The organism is Capsulimonas corticalis, assembly GCF_003574315.2.
Classification (GTDB): Bacteria; Armatimonadota; Armatimonadia; order Armatimonadales; family Capsulimonadaceae; genus Capsulimonas; species Capsulimonas corticalis.
The window spans coordinates 4,564,900-4,581,641 of sequence record NZ_AP025739.1; the positions used below are offsets into that span (position 1 = coordinate 4,564,900).

The following is a 16,742-nucleotide window of genomic DNA, read 5'->3' on the forward strand; positions in this document are numbered from 1 at the left end:
ACATCGCCTTCAGAAAAATGATAACCTATGCCCGTATGAATACGAGTAACCGCGCCGATGGGCGGACACGCCCGCACGTTGTGGTCGTGGGCAGCAGCAATACCGACATGACGGCGCGCGTCGCCCGCCTTCCCGGGCCGGGTGAAACCGTACTCAGCGAGCGATTTGAGATGGTCGCCGGCGGCAAGGGCGCCAATCAAGCCGTCGCCGCCGCAAGGCTGGGCGCGCAGGTGACGTTCGTCGCGCGCGTCGGCGCCGACGCGCTGGGGGCGCAGGCGATCGCCGGGTTTCAGGCCGCCGGGATCGACACGGCCTATGTTGTCCAGGATTCGGGTGCGCCGACGGGAATCGCGCTGATCGGGGTGGACGCCGCGCGCGGAGAGAATTCGATCATTGTGGCGCCCGGCGCGAACGCGCATCTTTCGCCGTCGGATGTCGAAGCCGCCAGTGAGGTCATCCGAAACGCCGATATCGTCGTTTGCCAGCTCGAAACGCCGTTGGAGACGGTAAAGACCGCGCTGAGGATCGCGTGGGAGGCGGGCGTCCTGACGGTTTTGAACCCCGCGCCCGCTCAGCCGCTGCCGGCCGATCTGCTGGCGCTGGTCGATATTCTGACGCCCAATGAGACGGAAGCCGTGCTCTTGGTGGGCGACACGGACGCTTCTCCGGAAGCCGCCGCTCAGCAATTGCATGCGCTGGGCGTGAGCAGCGTCGTCGTGACGCTCGGAGCGGCCGGCGCGCTGGTCAGCAACGCGGACGGCGTGGTGGTTGTCGCGGGGCGGCGGGCGCCGACCGTTGTCGACACCACGGGGGCAGGGGATTGTTTTACCGGCGCGCTCAGCGTTGCGCTCGCGGAAGGTAAAGATTTGCGGCGGGCGGCGGAGTTCGCGGGCGCCGCCGCCTCGCTCAGCGTCGCGAAGGCCGGCGCGCAGCCGTCGATGCCGACGCGCGCCGACGTGGACGCCATTTTGAAGAATTGAAGACACGAAGAAGTAGGATTTGAGAGAAATGACAAATGTACGCGTCCGTTACGCGCCGTCGCCGACCGGAATACCGCATATTGGAAATATCCGCACCGCCATGTTCGACTGGCTCTACGCCCGTCACACCGGCGGAACGTTCATCGTCCGCATTGAAGATACGGACAAGAACCGCGAGGTGGAAGGCGGGATCGATCTTCAGCTCGACGCTCTGCGCTGGTACGGCCTGGACTGGGACGAAGGCCCGGGCGTCGGCGGCGCCTACGGCCCCTATATCCAGTCCGAGCGGCTGCACTTCTATCAGAAGTACGCCGACGAGCTGATCGCCGCCGGCAAGGCTTACCGGGCTTACGACTCGGAAGAGCGCTTGAAGTCCATGCGTGAGGAGCAGCAGAAGCGCGGGCTGCCCACGGGCTACGACCGTCGCCATCGCTATCTGACGGATGAGGAGCGGGCTGAGTACGAGAAGTCCGGCGCCCCGTCCGTCGTGCGCTTCGCCGTGCCGACCGAAGGCAAAACGACCTATGTGGACGCCGTATACGGCGAGATCGCCTTTGAGAATAGAGTTCTCGACGACGCCATTTTGCTGAAGTCCGACGGCTACCCGACATACCATCTGGCGAGCGTCGTCGACGACCATCTGATGGAGATTACCCATGTGCTGCGCGGCGAGGACTGGATCCCCAGCTCCCCTCTGCACGTCCAGCTTTACCGCGCGTTCGGGTGGGACGCGCCGACCTTCGTCCATCTGCCGAATATGATGGGACCGGACGGCAAGAAGTTCGGCAAGCGCAACGGCGCCAAGGACGCGATGGAGTACGGTCAGGAAGGCTATCTCGTCGAAGCCATGTTCAACTTCATGTCCTTGCAGGGATGGTCGCCCAAGGAAGAGCGCGATCTCTTTTCCCGCGAGGAGCTGGTGGAGCGCTTCTCGCTGGAGGGCATCCTGAACCGCTCGCCGATCACCGACCCGGTGAAGTTGGATTGGTTCAACGGCCAGTACATCCGGTCGATGTCCCTGCACGATCTGGCGGAGCGCTGCCTGCCGTTTTTGCAGAAGGCTGGCTTTGCTGAGGAGAACCCGAGCGCCGAGACGCTGGAGTATATCGGGCGCGTTCTGGCGCTGGAGCAGGAGCGGATCAAGACGCTCGCCGAGGCTCCCATTCTGGGCGGCTTTTTCCTGCAAGCCGACGACGCCTATGAGTTCGATGAGAAGGCCGTCGCCAAGTGGTTCAGCAATCCCGGCGTGGGCGATCGTCTGCGCGCAGTAAAAGAAGACTTCGCCGCGTTGAAGGATTTTGACGCCGCGTCGGTCGAAGCGGTCGTGCGCGATGTGATCGCGCGGTTTGAAGTGAAGGGCGGCGAAGTCATTCACCCCGTCCGCGTGTCCGTCTCCGGCCGCACCACCGGGCCGGGTCTCTTTGAAATGATCGAGGTGCTGGGCCGCGAGCGCGTTCTGCGACGGCTGGACCGCGCCCTGAGCCTTGTCACCGCATAAGGACGTACTATGGAAATTACCGATGTGAACACGCTCTTTGGAGCGTATCCGTCCAAACACCCGGACAGCACCGCCGAGACTCTGGTCTCCACGATGCAGGGGAACCAGGTCAGCTGGTGCCTTACGCTGTCGTCCTGGGGATTATTTTATAATGAATCCGAGGGCAACGCGGAGACGCTGCGCGCCTGCCGCACGAACGATCATTTGATCCCGGTGGCGACGATGAACCCGCGCGAATATTGGGGGCAGGGCGCGGCGATCGAGCGCCTCCTGCAAGAGCCGTTCGAGATGTTTCGCTTCTTCCCGCACGCGCAGGGCTGGCCGATCGACTTCGCGCCGTTCGAGGATGTCCTGGCGATTCTGGCGAAGTCGGCGCGCATGTCCATTATGGTCAGCGTTTCCGAGCCGGGCGACGCCACGCAGCTTCTGCGTGTTTTGATCGACTACCCGCACCCCGTCATTCTAGAAGGCGTCTCCTCCAGCACGCTGTCGGAGGCTGTTTCCGTGATGCGCCGTAACGAGCATATCTATTTGGAAACTCATGCGCTGACCGTGCCGGATGCGCTGCCGCTGCTGCGGGACACCGTCGGGATCCGCCGCGTTTTGTTCGGCTCCGATGCGCCGGGGCTCTCGCTGGGCGCCGCGCTGCGCTACGTGCGCGGATCGGGGCTGTCGGAAGCGGACCAAAACGCCGTGCTGGGCGGCAACGCGCAGGCGATCTGGCAGAGCGGGGAAGGGGCGTAACCAATGAACTACTTTGACGCACATGCATATCTCGCCGACACCGCTCTGTCGCACGCCATGGCGACGCCCGACGCGATTGCCGCGACTCTGGGCCGAGGCGGCATTACAGGAGCGGCGCTCATCTCCGGACTGGCCGCGCAATGCGACTTTATCACCGGAAACGCGCGCCTTCGGCAGGTCCTCAATCCCGCTGCGGGCATTTACGGCTATGTCACGCTGAACTCCGGCTATCCCGAGGAATCCCAGGAAGAGCAGCGCAAGCATCTGGGCCGCCGCGAGTTCGTCGCCGCCGTCATGTTCGGCCACGACGGGCGTCCCGTCACTCTGAACGATAGCCGCGAGATCCTCAACGCCCAGCGCCGGTACACCAAGCCGATGGCGATCCATACGCCCAACGCCGCCGCCGTCCACGCGGCGCGCGAGATCGCGGTCGAATTCCCATCCATGAAGTTCATCCTGCTCGGCATGGGCGGCGAATCCTGGCACGGCGCGGTCGCGGCCGCCAAGCAGCACCTGAACATCTATCTGGAGATTTCGGGAAGCCTGGACTCCGACAAGATCACGCAGGCCGCCGCGGCGCTGACGCCGCGCAAGCTGCTGTTCGGCAGCGGCCTGCCCTATAGCGATCCACAATTGACCATCGGTCTCGTCGAGGACGCCTCGGCGCTCACCGCCGCCGACCGCGCCCGCATCTTCTCACAGAACGCAGTGTTGTTGTTCAATGCCCAAACTGACGATGAGTAACTCGGGGGATACCCCGGAAATCACCCCAGACGCCGCTTCGAACCGAACGGAGCGGCGTCTTGTCGGCGCGATGATCGCCGCCGCTTTGTTTCTTACCAGCTTTTCCGCGCTCCTCGGCTACGCGCTCGTTCCGCCGGGAATGCAGTTTGTCGGTTCGGCGTATAATATCGACGATTTCAATGTCTACCTCTCGTGGCTCCATCAAACGACCGACGGGCAGTTTTTCCAGCATAATCTCTTCACCACCGATCCGCAGCCGAGTTTGCTCTTCAGCTTTCTCTTTTCGCTGATGGGCTTGATCGCGCGCGTGACCCATTTGCCGCTGGCGATCGTTCTTCACCTCACACGGATTGCGGGCGGATGGGGGCTTCTCTGGCTCGCGTACCGGTTTATCACGCTCTGCTTTCCGAAGGACCGCGTCGCCCGTCTCGCGTCGCTGGGCTTTCTGTGCTTCAGCAGCGGCCTGGGCTGGATGCACTGGTCGCAGTGGAGCGATAAAAACCCGCCCGGCGCGCCGATCGACGCCTTTCAGCCGGAGGCGTACACCTTTCTCAGCCTTTACCTCTCGCCGCTCTTCACCGTCAGCACGCTGCTGATCCTGGGGACGCTGTACGGCCTGCTGCTCTCGTTCCGGACCGGCCGGATGCGCTACGCCAGCATCGCGGGCCTGTGCGGATTTGTGCTTGGCAATATCCACTCGTACGACGTCTTTCACATCGCCGCCGCCTGGGGATTGTTTTTGGTCGTCTGGACGATCTGGAAGCGGGGGCGCGCCGTCGCCCGTGTGTGGGCGCACGCCGTTTGGGCGCTCGCGCTGACGATGCCGACGACGCTCTATATCTACTACATCTACCGCACGAACGCCGTTTTCAACGAGCGCGCGCACTCGCTGACGCTGTCGCCGCCGCTCTGGCAGTATGTCCTTGGCTACGGTCTGGTCTTCTTCCTCGCTGTGTGCGCTCTTGTCCTGGCGTGGCGCTATTCGAGGGCGAAATCCCGGCTTGCCGATGCGATCGGCATGCCCGCCCCGCGCGGAGAAGCGGGAACGTTCTGGGGCTGGTCGAACGGTACGACGCTGATGTTTGTCGCGTGCTGGGCGGTCGCGGGGCTATGCGTGATCCATCTGCCGTTTAACTTCCAGCGCAAGATGCTGATGGGGGAGCATATCCCGCTGTGCATCCTGGCGGGCTGGGCGGCGTCGACGCTGACTCAGCAATTGGCGCCGCGCGCGCGTTACGCCGTGGTCTCGCTGCTGGTTCTGCTGACCTTCCCGTCGAACGCGCTGTTTCTCGTGCGGGACGCCAACCATCTTCAGGTCAATTCCTCGGAGACGTCCCAGTGGCCGTTTTTGAACGCGAACTATCTTGCCGTCGCCGACTGGCTCACGCGCAACACGCCGCAGGGCGCCGCCATCGCGATGTCGCCGATCGAGGCGCTTTATCTTCCTGGAATGACCGGCCGGACGGTCTGGGCGGGACACTGGTCCGAGACGCCGCATTATGGCGAGACGATCCAGGCGTTCACCCGGTTTTCAGGATCCGAGACCGCCGATTCCGACCGGCGTGATTTTCTGAAGAGCACGCGCGCGCAGTATCTGGTCTATCCGAAAGATGTTTCGAAGATGGCCTATACGACGCACTCCGGGCAAACGCGGACCTTCACGGATTTCGCCGCCAGCCCGCCTCCTTACCTCATCCCGGTTTATTCGAACGACGGCTACGCCGTCTTCCAGATCGACCTCGCGAAATAAACTACATATGTCGGCAAGGCTTGCGAACGGAGGTCATTCTGGGCTATAATAATCCGTTATGACCGATGAAAAAATCGCTGGCCGGGGCGGCTACACAGTTCTGACGTGGGGCTGCCAGATGAACGAGGATGACTCGGCTCAAATGGCGCTGATGCTGGAGGGGCAGGGGTATACTCGCGCGGAGCGCGTCGAGGATTCCGCCGTCATTCTGCTCAACACCTGTTCGGTGCGCGCCAAGCCCGAGCGCAAAGTCTACAGCAAGCTCGGCGAACTGCGCGAGCTGAAAGTGGCTAACCCGGATCTGGTGATTGGGGTGTGCGGCTGCATGGCGCAGAAAGAAGCGCCGGAGATCCGCCGCCGCGCCCCATATGTGGATCTTGTGGTTGGGACGGGACAGATCGACCGGATCCCGGCGCTGGTGGACCGCGTGCGCGACGAGCGGATGCCCGTGATCGCCACGGATCTGCCGGACCGCAAGGACCGCCACGACAAGCCGACTCCGGTTCGTATGATGGGCGGAACCGAGCCCAAGCTCAAGACCTTCGTCTCGATCTCCTACGGCTGCGATAAGTTCTGCACCTTCTGCATCGTGCCGCTGACGCGCGGCAAGGAGCGCTCGCGTCCGGCCGACGAGATCGTGATGGAAGTCGAGCGGCTGGCGTCGCTGGGCACGCAGCAGATCACGCTGCTCGGACAGACGGTGAACTCCTACGGCAAGTTTCTGGACGAGCCCTGCTCCTTCGCGCACCTGCTGGAGCGCCTGAACGCCATTGAGGGCATTCAGAGAATCCGATATACTTCGCCTTACCCCAAGGACTTCAACGACGACGTCATTGAGGCGATCGCGACGCTGCCCAAAGTCTGCGAGCAGGTCCATATGCCCGTTCAAGTCGGAGACGACGAGCTGCTGAAGCGGATGCACCGGGGCTACACGCTCGACCAATACCGAACCATCGTGAACAAGCTGCGCGCCGCCGCGCCCGATGTGGCGCTGACGACGGACCTCATGCTCGGATTCCCGGGCGAGACGCACGAACAGTTCGAAAACACGATGGATTTCGTACGCGAAACTCGCTTTGATTCGGCGTTCATGTTCGCCTACTCGCCGCGCGAAGGCACCAAAGCCGCCGTCTACGAGGATCAAATTCCCGAGGCGGTGAAGATGGAGCGCCTGAGCGCGCTGATCGCGCTGCAAAACGAAATCACCGAAGAGATCAATCGCAGCCAGGTCGGCAACATCTACGAAGTGCTCGTCGAGCGCCGCAGCCCTAAGGATCCCAACAAGTGGACGGGACTGAACCGGCAGGGGAAGACGATCAACTTCCCGGCGGGACGCGACCTCGTGGGCCAGCTGGTGCAGGTGCGGGCCGTCAAGGCGCATCTCTGGGGCTTTACTGGCGAGCTGCTGCCGGCGCGCGAAGAGCGCGGAATTGCGCTGACGATGGCGGCCGCATAATCGAGCGCGGCGGAAGTTAAGGATACACGTTGGACCAAGGTAAGAAGAAGTGGCTGCGCGGGCTGCTCATCGGGTTTGCGGTAATCGCTGTGGCGGCGATCGGCGGGGTTGCGGTTATCCACAATATCCTCTCCAAAAAAGCGGGAGAAAATACCGGCGGCTCCGGCAGTCTGAGCATTGCCGACACGCTCAAGCAGGCCACGGAGACCGCGTTCAATCCGGTCGCCGGTTTCCCCGGGCAGGATCGAATTACGATCCTCTGCATGGGGATCGACGATAACTGGACGGACAGCGATCAAGTGTACACGAAGGACGCGCGCACGGACACGCTCTTCCTTTTGACGCTCGATCTGGTCAACCACAAGATCTCCATGCTTTCGATCCCGCGCGACACCTACGCGCATATCGCCGGCACCAGCCACAGCTTCAAGATTAACTCCGCCTACCAGACCGGCGGCCCCGACCGGGCCATCGATACGGTGAGTGAGTTACTGGGCGTTCACGCCGATCACTACATGGTGCTCAACATCGACGCCACGAAGAAAATGGTGGATGCGCTGGGCGGCGTGGATGTGGATGTCGAGCACGAGATGCACTACCACGATAAGTGGGGCCACCTCAATATCGATCTTCTCCCAGGCGCGCAGCACTTGGATGGCGAGCAGGCCGTCGGATTCGCCCGCTACCGTCACGCCGACCTCGGTAAGAAGGGCTCTCCGGAAGACGGCGATGAGCGCCGGATGTACCGCCAGCATGTGATGCTCCGCTCGATGATCGCCAAGGCCAAGACGCTGGCGAATGTCTCGCAGGCGCCGCACTTGATCGATGTCGGCATGTCCTCTATTCGCACGGATCTCACGCGCGGCCAGCTTTACGATCTGGCGGCGATCTTCAAGGGCGTTCAGCCCGATGATATCAAGACCGCCTCCATCCCCGGCGAGGACTTCCGCGCCGCCGAAGACGGAGCCTGGTTCTTCAAACCGGACATGGCGAAGTCGCTTGCGTATGTTGATTGGCTGGTCAAGGGCGATGCGACGGCGATCCGACGCCTGACGCCGATCGTCGTGAAGAACGGAACCACCATTAACGGTCTGGCGCAGCGCGCCGTCTCGCAGCTCCTCGCCTACGGCTACACCGATGTCCGCAACGGCGGCACGACGCGCAAGCCCGTCGAGCCGGCCCCCGCCTTGGGAACGACGGTCGGAACCGCCGCGCCCGAGCCGGCGAAGCCGGGAATTTACGAAGTGACGGAGCTGCTCGACACCGGGGTTCCCGATCCGGACGCCACGCGGGATATCGTCACCGGATTGCAGCTGACCGACGCCCACGTTCTGCGCCGTCCCAACCAGCCGAACAAACTCGGGTGGACGCCGCCCGTCAGCGTCACCATCACGCTTGGCAAAGATTACGCCGCCGCGAACCCGGCGTCCGCCTCCGACACCGATGCGCCTGCGGATACAAGCGCGCCGGCGACGATCGACCCGAATGCGCCGACGACCGGCGGGGCTTCGTCGGAATAACGTCTTAGCTTCTGCGGGCATCCTCGCTCCCACGGCTGGAAGCCGTGGGCTAATCAGAGGTAAGCCAGCGAAAGCAGGCTGCGGAGGAAGAGAAACGCGTTCGCCACATTCCGAGAGTCTGCTTCAGCAGACTTCCCTTTGATTAGCCCACTGCTTCCAGCTGTGGGAGCAAAACGCCTGCGAGATACACATCGCGGAACCCGATTTCGAGCACTTCATTTCCCATGGCTATCGATCACTCCAAACTCAGTCCCATGCTTCGCCAGTACTTCGAATTCAAGGCGGAGCGGCCGGATGTCGTGCTGCTTATGCGCGTGGGCGACTTCTTCGAAGCGTACGGCGAGGACGCCGAGACGATGTCGCGGGAGCTGGAAATCACGCTGACCGGGCGGGAGGACAAAAGCTCGACGACGCGGATCCCCATGGCGGGCGTTCCGCATCATGCGCTGGAGCGGTATATGGTCCGCCTGATCGGCAAGGGCTTCAAAGTCGCTGTCTGCGATCAGGTGGAAGATCCCAAACTTGCGAAGGGACTGGTCAAGCGCCGTGTCACGCGCGTCATGACCCCCGGCACCGTGGTCGAAGACTCGATGCTGGACGCCAAGAGCAATAACTACCTTGTCGCCGTGGTGATGGGCGAGAAGACTCCCAGCGGCGTCGGCGTCGTCGATGTCTCGACGGGCGAGTTCCTGGTCACCGAAGTTCCCTGCGACAGCGATGTTCAGAAGGTCGTGGAGGAAGTCATGCGCCTTCGGCCGGCCGAATGCCTGCTCCGGCCCGGCATGGACGATCTGGCCGACGCGATCCGCGCGGCGTCGCGCGCCCTGGTCACGTTTCAGGAGCCGTCCGATCCGCGCAAGTCCTCGCGTCAAAAGCTGCTCGATCACTTCGGCACGCCCTCCCTGCGCGGCTATGGCGTGGACGCCATGACGGTGGGCCTTGACGCCGCCGCGCTGCTCCTGGATTATCTCAAGCAGACGCACCAATCGTCCATCAGCCACATCCGCACCCTGGCGACCTACAGCACCGACAACTATATGGTGCTCGACGCCGCCGCGCGCCGTAATCTGGAGCTGACCCACTCGCTCGCCGACGGCGTGCGCAGCAAGAGCCTCGTCTCGATCCTCGACCGCACGGTGACGCCGATGGGCGCGCGCCTTCTGCGCAAGTGGTTCGATCAGCCGCTGCTCGCGCTGGACAAGATCCATAACCGCCAGAACGCCGTCGCGGAGATGGCCGCCGACTCGCTGCTGCGCGGCGATTTGCGCGACGCCCTCAAGCGCATCTCCGACCTGGAGCGCCTGATGGCGCGCATTTGCAGCGGCATGGCGAACGCGCGTGACCTGGTGGCGCTCAAACTCTCCCTGCAAGCCTTTCCCGAGATCGAAGCAGCGCTGGAGCGCGCTCCCGAAGCCGGCGCGCTCGCGCCGCTGCGCGCGGCCCTCGCGGCGTCGCCGATGGAGCTGCTGGAAATCCTGGAGAGTACCGTCGCGGAGGAGCCGCCGCTGCTGCTGCGCGAAGGCGGCCTGATCCGAGGCGGCTGCAATGCCGAACTGGACGCCCTGCGCGACCTGCGCTCCGGCGGCAAAGGCTTCATCGCCAAGATCGAAGAAGAAGAGCGCGAACGCACGGGCATCAAGAACCTGAAGATCGGCTTCAACAACGTCTTCGGCTACTTCATCGAGATCAGCAAGGCGAACGGCCATGTCGCCGTTCCCTCCGAATACCACCGCAAGCAGACGACGGCGAACGCCGAGCGTTATATCACGCCGACGCTCAAGGAGTACGAAGCGCAGGTGCTGGGCGCGGAGGAAAAGATCGTCGACCTGGAGTATCGTTTGTTCTGTGAGCTTCGCGATGAAATTGCCGAGCGCTTCTCGGGAACCGTCCTCAAGCTCGCGACAACCATCGCCCGCCTTGATGTCTTTGGCGGCCTGGCCGAAGTCGCCCTCCAGCATCGCTTTGTCTGCCCCGATGTCCATGACGGCGACACGTTGGAGATCCACGCGGGGCGTCACCCGGTTGTCGAGAGCCTGCAAAGCGGCAATTTGTTCGTGCCGAACGACACCTATTTAGACACAGATCAGACGCGGCTGCACATCATCACCGGCCCGAACTCGGCGGGAAAGAGCACCTATCTGCGCCAGGTCGCGCTGATCGTCCTGCTCGCGCAGATCGGCTCCTTTGTCCCCGCCGAAAGCGCCTCCGTCGGCCTTGTGGACCGGATCTTCACCCGTGTCGGCGCGCACGACGATCTGGCGAGCGGCCAATCGACCTTCATGGTCGAGATGAATGAAACGGCGAATATCCTGAACAACGCCACCGCGCGCAGCCTGGTCATTCTCGACGAAGTGGGGCGGGGGACAAGCACCTTCGACGGCATGGCGATCGCCTGGTCCGTCGCCGAATACCTGCACGCCATCGGCGCCAAGACACTGTTTGCGACACATTACCACCATTTGAATGAGCTGGAAAAGCTGCATCCGGGCGTCAAGAACTTCCGGGTGGCGGTCAAAGAGCAAGGGGATCATATCGTCTGGCTGCGTAAGATCATGCCGGGCGGTACGGACAAGAGCTATGGGATCCAGGTCGCGCGTCTCGCCGGCGTGCCGGAAACGGTGCTCCAGCGCGCCAGCGATGTCTTAAAGACTCTGGAAGCGACCAATCGGGGCGAAAGCGCCAGGGGCGTCGGCCAGAAGATCGCCGACAACACCAAAAAGCTGCAATTGACATTGTTTGAAGCCGAACGGCATCCGGTGATGGACGAACTGGCCGCCATCGACACCTCCACGCTGTCGCCGATCGAGGCGCTGACCAAGATTTACGAACTGCAGCGCAAGCTGCAATCATAGGATTTACTACCGACGGGAGACGCGAACACCATGAGTGAATGGACAACGACGCCGCTGCGCGTGCAGGACGAGCTGATCGAACAGCCGAGCTGGGGTGGTCGATATATCATCGATCTGAAGGGCCTGTCGGATGCGCCCGAGTGGGCGGGCAAAAAGGTCGGGCAATCGTACGAGCTGGCGCGCACTTCAACGCTGATCGATCCGAAGACCGATGCGGCGAAGCCGTTGCTGGAATTGATCGCCGAAGACGCCGCCGGACTGCTGGGCCAAACCGTTGTCGATAAGTTCGGTACGGATCTTTCGCTGCTGATCAAGCTGACGCAGGCGAAGGGCAACTCCTTCCAGGTGCATCTCTCGGGAGACGGCTCGCTCAAGCACTGGAAGCCCAAGCCCGAAGCCTGGTTCTACCTGGGACCCGGCCTCTTCACATTCGGCCTGAAAAAAGGCACGGACTTTGAAGCGTTCTCCCGTGTGCTGAACACGATCGACGACGAGATGCAGCGGTTGAGCCAGGAAGTCAAATCCGGCCGCCGCACCGTCGAGGACGCCCGCGCGCAGGCCAAGCAGCGCATCCAGACGCTCGATCCCTACGCCTATATCAATGTGATCGAAGCGAAGACCGACGATATCGTGGACCTCACCGCCGGCGGCATCCACCACTCCTGGGAAGAGGACAACGCCCGCTTCCCCGAGGGCAACCTCGTCTACGAAGTTCAGGTCGACGTGCAGGACGAATACTGCTCCATGCGCGGTTTCGACAAAGGCAAGTTCCTGGACGACGGCGGCCTGCGCCCGACCCACGTTCACGACTACCTCGCCACCATCAATCCGGACGACTACCACAACGACCTCGCGCACCACATCCGCCAGCCGCAGACTCTCTCCGAGACCGACGCGCTCAAGGCCGAGGCGCTCTTCCGCACGCCCTACTTCGATCTGGACCGCCTGACATTGGTCGCCGGCGCGTCGTCGGAGCAATCTCTGGCGCTCGGCTTCCATCACTTGTTCATCTTTCAGGGAGACGTGAAAATCGGGGATTTGACGCTGTCCCAGGGACAATCGTACTTCATTCCGGCGGGGCTGGGGGAGTACATGATTGAGGCGTCGACCGACGCCGTGGTGCTGAAGACTTACTTGCCGGTGGAGTAGGTCCTATTCCCGCGTTCGTCCCTATTCCCCCGGCGCTAAAGCGCTTTCCCCCTTTTTCCCAGCAAGGCCCTTCGGGCGGGAAAAGGGGAGCAAATAATTACAGCCCATTCACTCTTGATTTAGGCAAGAGAGAATGGGCTGTTCGTTTATATGCTCTGTTTTGTCTTTAACGGCTACGAAACGAGTGAATGGAACTCAGTGAGTGGCTCCCCTTTTCCCCCGCGAAGCGGCTTGCTGGGAAAAAGGGGGAAGCGCTTTAGCGCCGGGGGAATAGGGACTAAGCCCCCACCGCCAGCGCTCCAACCTTCTCCTGGGTCGCCTCATCTCGGTTAAGCTCTCCCGCAACACGTCCCTGGTTGATAACGATGATCCGATCCGCCATTCCCAGAACTTCCGGCAGCTCCGAAGAGATCATTAAGATGGCGATGCCTTGCGCGGCGAGTTCGTTGATGAGCTGGTAGATCTCGACCTTGGCGCCGACATCGATGCCGCGTGTCGGTTCGTCCAGAATCAGCAGCTTGGTGTTGCGGAACAGCCACTTCGCCAGGACGACCTTCTGCTGGTTGCCGCCGCTGAGGTTGCCGACGCGCTGCTCGACGCTGGGGGTGCGCGTGCGCAGGCTTGCGACGTACTTGGAGGCGGCGTCGCGTTCCTTCTTGAACGAGATCTTGCCGATGGAGGAGACAAGGTCCAGAGAGGCGAGGGTGGTGTTCTCGCGCACGCTCATCGGCAGGATCAAGCCCTGGCCTTTGCGGTCTTCGGTAACGAAGCCGATGCCGGCGTGTGTCGCTTTATAGGGCGACTTTGGGGTGTAGGGCTTGCCGTCCAGCGTGAACTCGCCGGAGTCGTAAGGATCGGCGCCGAAGATGCAGCGGGCGATCTCGGTGCGGCCCGCGCCGACGAGGCCGGCCAGGGCGACGACTTCACCGGCGTTCACGGTGAGATTGATATCGCGCAGGACGCCTTTGCGGTTGAGGCCCTTGATTGTCAGCACGGATTTTCCGACCGGCGCGACGACTTTCGGGAAGTTCGATTCCAGGCTGCGGCCGACCATCTCCCCGATCAGGTGCTCGGGGGTCGTCTCGGACATGTAATGCGTCTTGATCGTCTTGCCGTCGCGCAATACCGTCACGCGGTCCGCCAGCATGAAGACTTCGTCCATGCGGTGCGAGATGTAGATGATTCCGATGCCGGAATCGCGCAGCCGCTTGACCAGCCGCCAGAGGCTTTCCTGTTCGTGCTCGGTGAGCGTCGCCGACGGCTCGTCCATCGCGATCACGAGCGCCTTGCGGCTGGTCGCCTTGGCGATCTCCACGAGCTGCTGCTGGGCGATGGAAAGCTGATTGACGGGCTTGGAGACATCGACGTCCAGGCCGAGGTCGGCGAGGATCTTCTGGGCCTGCTCGCGCATCTTCCGATGGCTGACCGAGCCGGGAAAGGCTCCGGGCGTCATTCGCCCCAGGAAGATGTTCTCGGCGACGCTCAGGTGCGGCACGAGGTTCAGTTCCTGGTAGATGATCTGGATGCCTAGCTCCATCGCCTGCTGCGGCGTGCGCGCTTCGATAGGGTGGCCGTTCATGAGGATCCGGCCGGTGTCGGCTTTATAAGCGCCGGCGAGGATCTTCATCAGCGTGGACTTACCCGCGCCGTTTTCGCCCATGATGGCGTGGACTTCGCCGGGGACGACGTCGAAACTGACATCCTGGAGTGCTTTGACGCCGGGGAAGCTCTTGCTGATCGCCTCCATTTGCAGAAGAGGCGCGTTCGTGCTTGTCGTCATAATCGTCGCTTTCTTACGCCTTGCCCGCCGAACGGTGGCGGATGCGGTCCAGCGCCACGGCGACGACGATAACGACTCCGATGATGATCTCCTGGATGTAGCTCGGCCAGCCCATAAGCTGCGAGCCGTTGCGCAGGAGCGCCATGATCAATGCGCCGATCAGCGATCCCAGAATCGATCCCTCGCCGCCGCTCAGGCTGCCTCCGCCGATGACGACGGCCGCGATGACGTCCAGCTCCTCGCCCTGCGCGATGGTCGGATCGCCCATGCCGCTGAGGCGCGCGAACTGCATAATTCCCGACAGACCAAAGAAGAGACCCGCGAGGGCGTAGATGCTGATCTTGAGGGCGTCCACGCGCAGACCCGACAGGCGGGACGCGACTTCGTTGGAGCCGATCGCGAAGATCGAGCGTCCGAAGACCGTGAACTTCAGCATCAAGTGGACGAGGATCGCCAGCGCGATCACGATCCATACGGCGGCGGAGACGCCGCCGGGGGCGGTGTTCTGCGTCAGCTGGTCGATCCAGCTATGGGGTGCGTAGACAGCGTTTTCGTTTCCGATCCACTTCGCCACGCCGCGCGCGACTTCCAGGGTGCCTAGGGTGACGATAAACGGGGTGACGCGCAGCGCCACGATCAGCCCGCCGTTGATCGCGCCCACAATGCCGCCCAGGATGACCGCCGCGAGCAGGCCGACAATCGCCGGCATGTGGTGGTCCTTCATCAGGACCGCCGCCGCCACGCCCGTCAGCGCCACGACGGAGCCGACCGAAAGGTCGATGCCGCTGCTGATGATGATCATGGTCATCCCCAGCGCGCCGATCGCGACGATGACGGTCTGGCTGAGCACGAGCTGGAAGTTATCGAAGCTCAGGAACGTCTTGCCGACGCCCGGCTGGATGGAGAACAGCACGACCACCAGGAAGAGGCCGATGAACGGTCCCAGCGATTTCATGATCTGCTGTACGCGCGCGCCGGGGCTGCTCGGCGCGGCCTTGGCTTGCATGGGGGGATCGGATTGAACGGTAGTCATAGAAAAATACTCTGCCCTGAAATGTTCCGGCCCCAGTTGCAACGCGGACCCGGCAGGCGGCTGAATGCTCCCTGCCGGGCCGATAGCGTATTGTCTGAGGTCGAAAACGACGGATGGTTAGGAAGCGCCTAGATACTTGTCGATCGGCGGGTTGATAAGCTCGTTGACCTTCGGATCGCCGACGTTCTCCGGAGTGACGAGGGTGACGCCGGTGTCGATGGTTGCCGGGACCTGCTTCTTCGCGATGGCGTCCAGGGCGGTGTTGACGCCCATATAGCCCATCTGGAACGGGTTCTGGACCACGAGCGCCTGGATCTCATTCGCCTTCAGCGCGTCGATCAGCGGTCCGCTGCTGTCGAAGCCGACGAACTTCAGCTTGCCCAGCTCGTTGATGTCCTTGAGCGCCAGCCGCATGCCGAGGGTCGAGCTCTCGTTCGGAGTGAAGACGCCGTCGATCTGCTTGCCGTAGCGGCCGAGCACGTTCTGAGCCGACTTGTATGCCGTATCGACTGTGGGGCCGGCGTACTGATCGCTGGAGACGACGGTGATTCCCGGCGCGGTCTTGATGGTGTCCAGGAAGCCCTTTTCGCGCTGTTCGGTGCTGGCGGAGCCGATGCCGTAGCGCAGCACGAGAATGCGTCCCTTGCCGCCGAGCAGCTTGATCATTTGGGTTCCGGCAAGCGCGCCGCCCTTTTCGTTATCGGTGGCGACATAGGAGGCGATCTTCTTGGAGTTCAGCGAGGAGTCGATAATGACGACCGGAATGCCGGCGTCCTCAGCGGCCTCGACGGGGCGCGCCAGCGCTTCGGAGTCCAGGGGAGCCAGCACCATGGCGCTGACCTTCTGGGTGGTGAAGGTCTGCACGACGTCGGTCTGCGCGTTGCGGTCGTCCTCGCGGACGGGGCCTTTCCAGATAATGTGGACGTTCTTGCCCGCCGCCTTGGCCTCCTGCTCGGCCTTCGCGGCGCCGGCGTGCAGCGACTTCCAGTAATCGTGAGTGGTGCCCTTAGGAATAACGGCGATGTCGATTTCCGGGCCGGCGGGCGCCGCGGCGCCCGGGGTGGATCCGGTTCCGGTCGCGGCGTCCTTCTTGCCGCCGCATCCGGTCAGCAGCGACGCCGACACGCTGAATGCGCAGACGATCGCGGCGGTGCGGCTGCAGATCAGCGAGCGGCTTCGCCCGGTCATGAAATGAGAATTGTTCAACATGGCGCCTCCAGAGCGGGTGTAAAGTGG

Annotated in this window: 12 protein-coding genes; 9 read left to right on the plus strand and 3 right to left on the minus strand. The window is 62.7% G+C overall.

Going from position 1 to position 16,742, the window contains the following annotated elements:
• Positions 1-35: 35 nt before the first annotated feature.
• The 9 genes from rbsK (at position 36) to D5261_RS19660 (ending at position 12,693) form a co-directional block, all read left to right on the plus strand.
• A complete protein-coding gene (gene rbsK / locus D5261_RS19620; protein WP_119324134.1) occupies positions 36-980 on the plus strand; it encodes a ribokinase in 945 nt (314 codons plus the stop codon).
• A gap of 28 nt (positions 981-1,008) precedes the next feature.
• The gene (gene gltX / locus D5261_RS19625; protein ID WP_119324133.1) at positions 1,009-2,478 is read left to right on the plus strand and encodes a glutamate--tRNA ligase; all 1,470 of its coding nucleotides are present in this window, start codon (positions 1,009-1,011) and stop codon (positions 2,476-2,478) included.
• Positions 2,479-2,487: 9 nt separating this feature from the next.
• On the plus strand, positions 2,488-3,222 hold the full coding sequence (locus D5261_RS19630; RefSeq protein ID WP_119324132.1) for an amidohydrolase family protein: 735 nt from the start codon (positions 2,488-2,490) through the stop codon (positions 3,220-3,222).
• A gap of 3 nt (positions 3,223-3,225) precedes the next feature.
• Complete coding sequence (locus D5261_RS19635; RefSeq protein ID WP_119324131.1) at positions 3,226-3,966, plus strand: amidohydrolase family protein; 741 nt, start codon at positions 3,226-3,228, stop codon at positions 3,964-3,966.
• Positions 3,944-5,716 (plus strand): hypothetical protein, encoded by a 1,773-nt coding sequence (locus D5261_RS19640; RefSeq protein WP_125206263.1) that lies wholly within the window; start codon positions 3,944-3,946, stop codon positions 5,714-5,716. The genes D5261_RS19635 and D5261_RS19640 overlap by 23 nt, the downstream gene beginning before the upstream one ends.
• 58 nt (positions 5,717-5,774) lie before the next feature.
• Positions 5,775-7,172, plus strand: a complete 1,398-nt coding sequence (miaB, locus tag D5261_RS19645) for a tRNA (N6-isopentenyl adenosine(37)-C2)-methylthiotransferase MiaB (RefSeq protein ID WP_119324129.1) — start codon at positions 5,775-5,777, stop codon at positions 7,170-7,172.
• 29 nt (positions 7,173-7,201) lie between these two features.
• Positions 7,202-8,692, plus strand: coding sequence for an LCP family protein (locus D5261_RS19650; protein WP_119324128.1), 1,491 nt, complete (start codon positions 7,202-7,204; stop codon positions 8,690-8,692).
• A 224-nt stretch (positions 8,693-8,916) separates the two neighbouring features.
• Positions 8,917-11,544: a DNA mismatch repair protein MutS gene (gene mutS / locus D5261_RS19655; protein ID WP_119324127.1), complete on the plus strand. Its 2,628-nt coding sequence runs from the start codon at positions 8,917-8,919 to the stop codon at positions 11,542-11,544.
• Between the two features lie 30 nt (positions 11,545-11,574).
• The gene (locus tag D5261_RS19660; RefSeq protein ID WP_119324126.1) at positions 11,575-12,693 is read left to right on the plus strand and encodes a hypothetical protein; all 1,119 of its coding nucleotides are present in this window, start codon (positions 11,575-11,577) and stop codon (positions 12,691-12,693) included.
• Between the two features lie 277 nt (positions 12,694-12,970).
• On the opposite strand, the gene D5261_RS19665 is transcribed toward D5261_RS19660, so the two are convergent.
• The 3 genes from D5261_RS19665 to D5261_RS19675 all read right to left on the minus strand — a co-directional run bounded on the left by D5261_RS19665 (position 12,971) and on the right by D5261_RS19675 (position 16,715).
• Positions 12,971-14,473: a sugar ABC transporter ATP-binding protein gene (locus tag D5261_RS19665; protein ID WP_119324125.1), complete on the minus strand. Its 1,503-nt coding sequence runs from the start codon at positions 14,471-14,473 to the stop codon at positions 12,971-12,973.
• Between the two features lie 13 nt (positions 14,474-14,486).
• Entirely contained in the window at positions 14,487-15,506 is a 1,020-nt protein-coding gene (locus D5261_RS19670; RefSeq protein WP_218025737.1) for an ABC transporter permease, read from the minus strand.
• A gap of 117 nt (positions 15,507-15,623) precedes the next feature.
• Complete coding sequence (locus D5261_RS19675) at positions 15,624-16,715, minus strand: ABC transporter substrate-binding protein (protein ID WP_218025736.1); 1,092 nt, start codon at positions 16,713-16,715, stop codon at positions 15,624-15,626.
• Positions 16,716-16,742 lie beyond the last annotated feature (27 nt).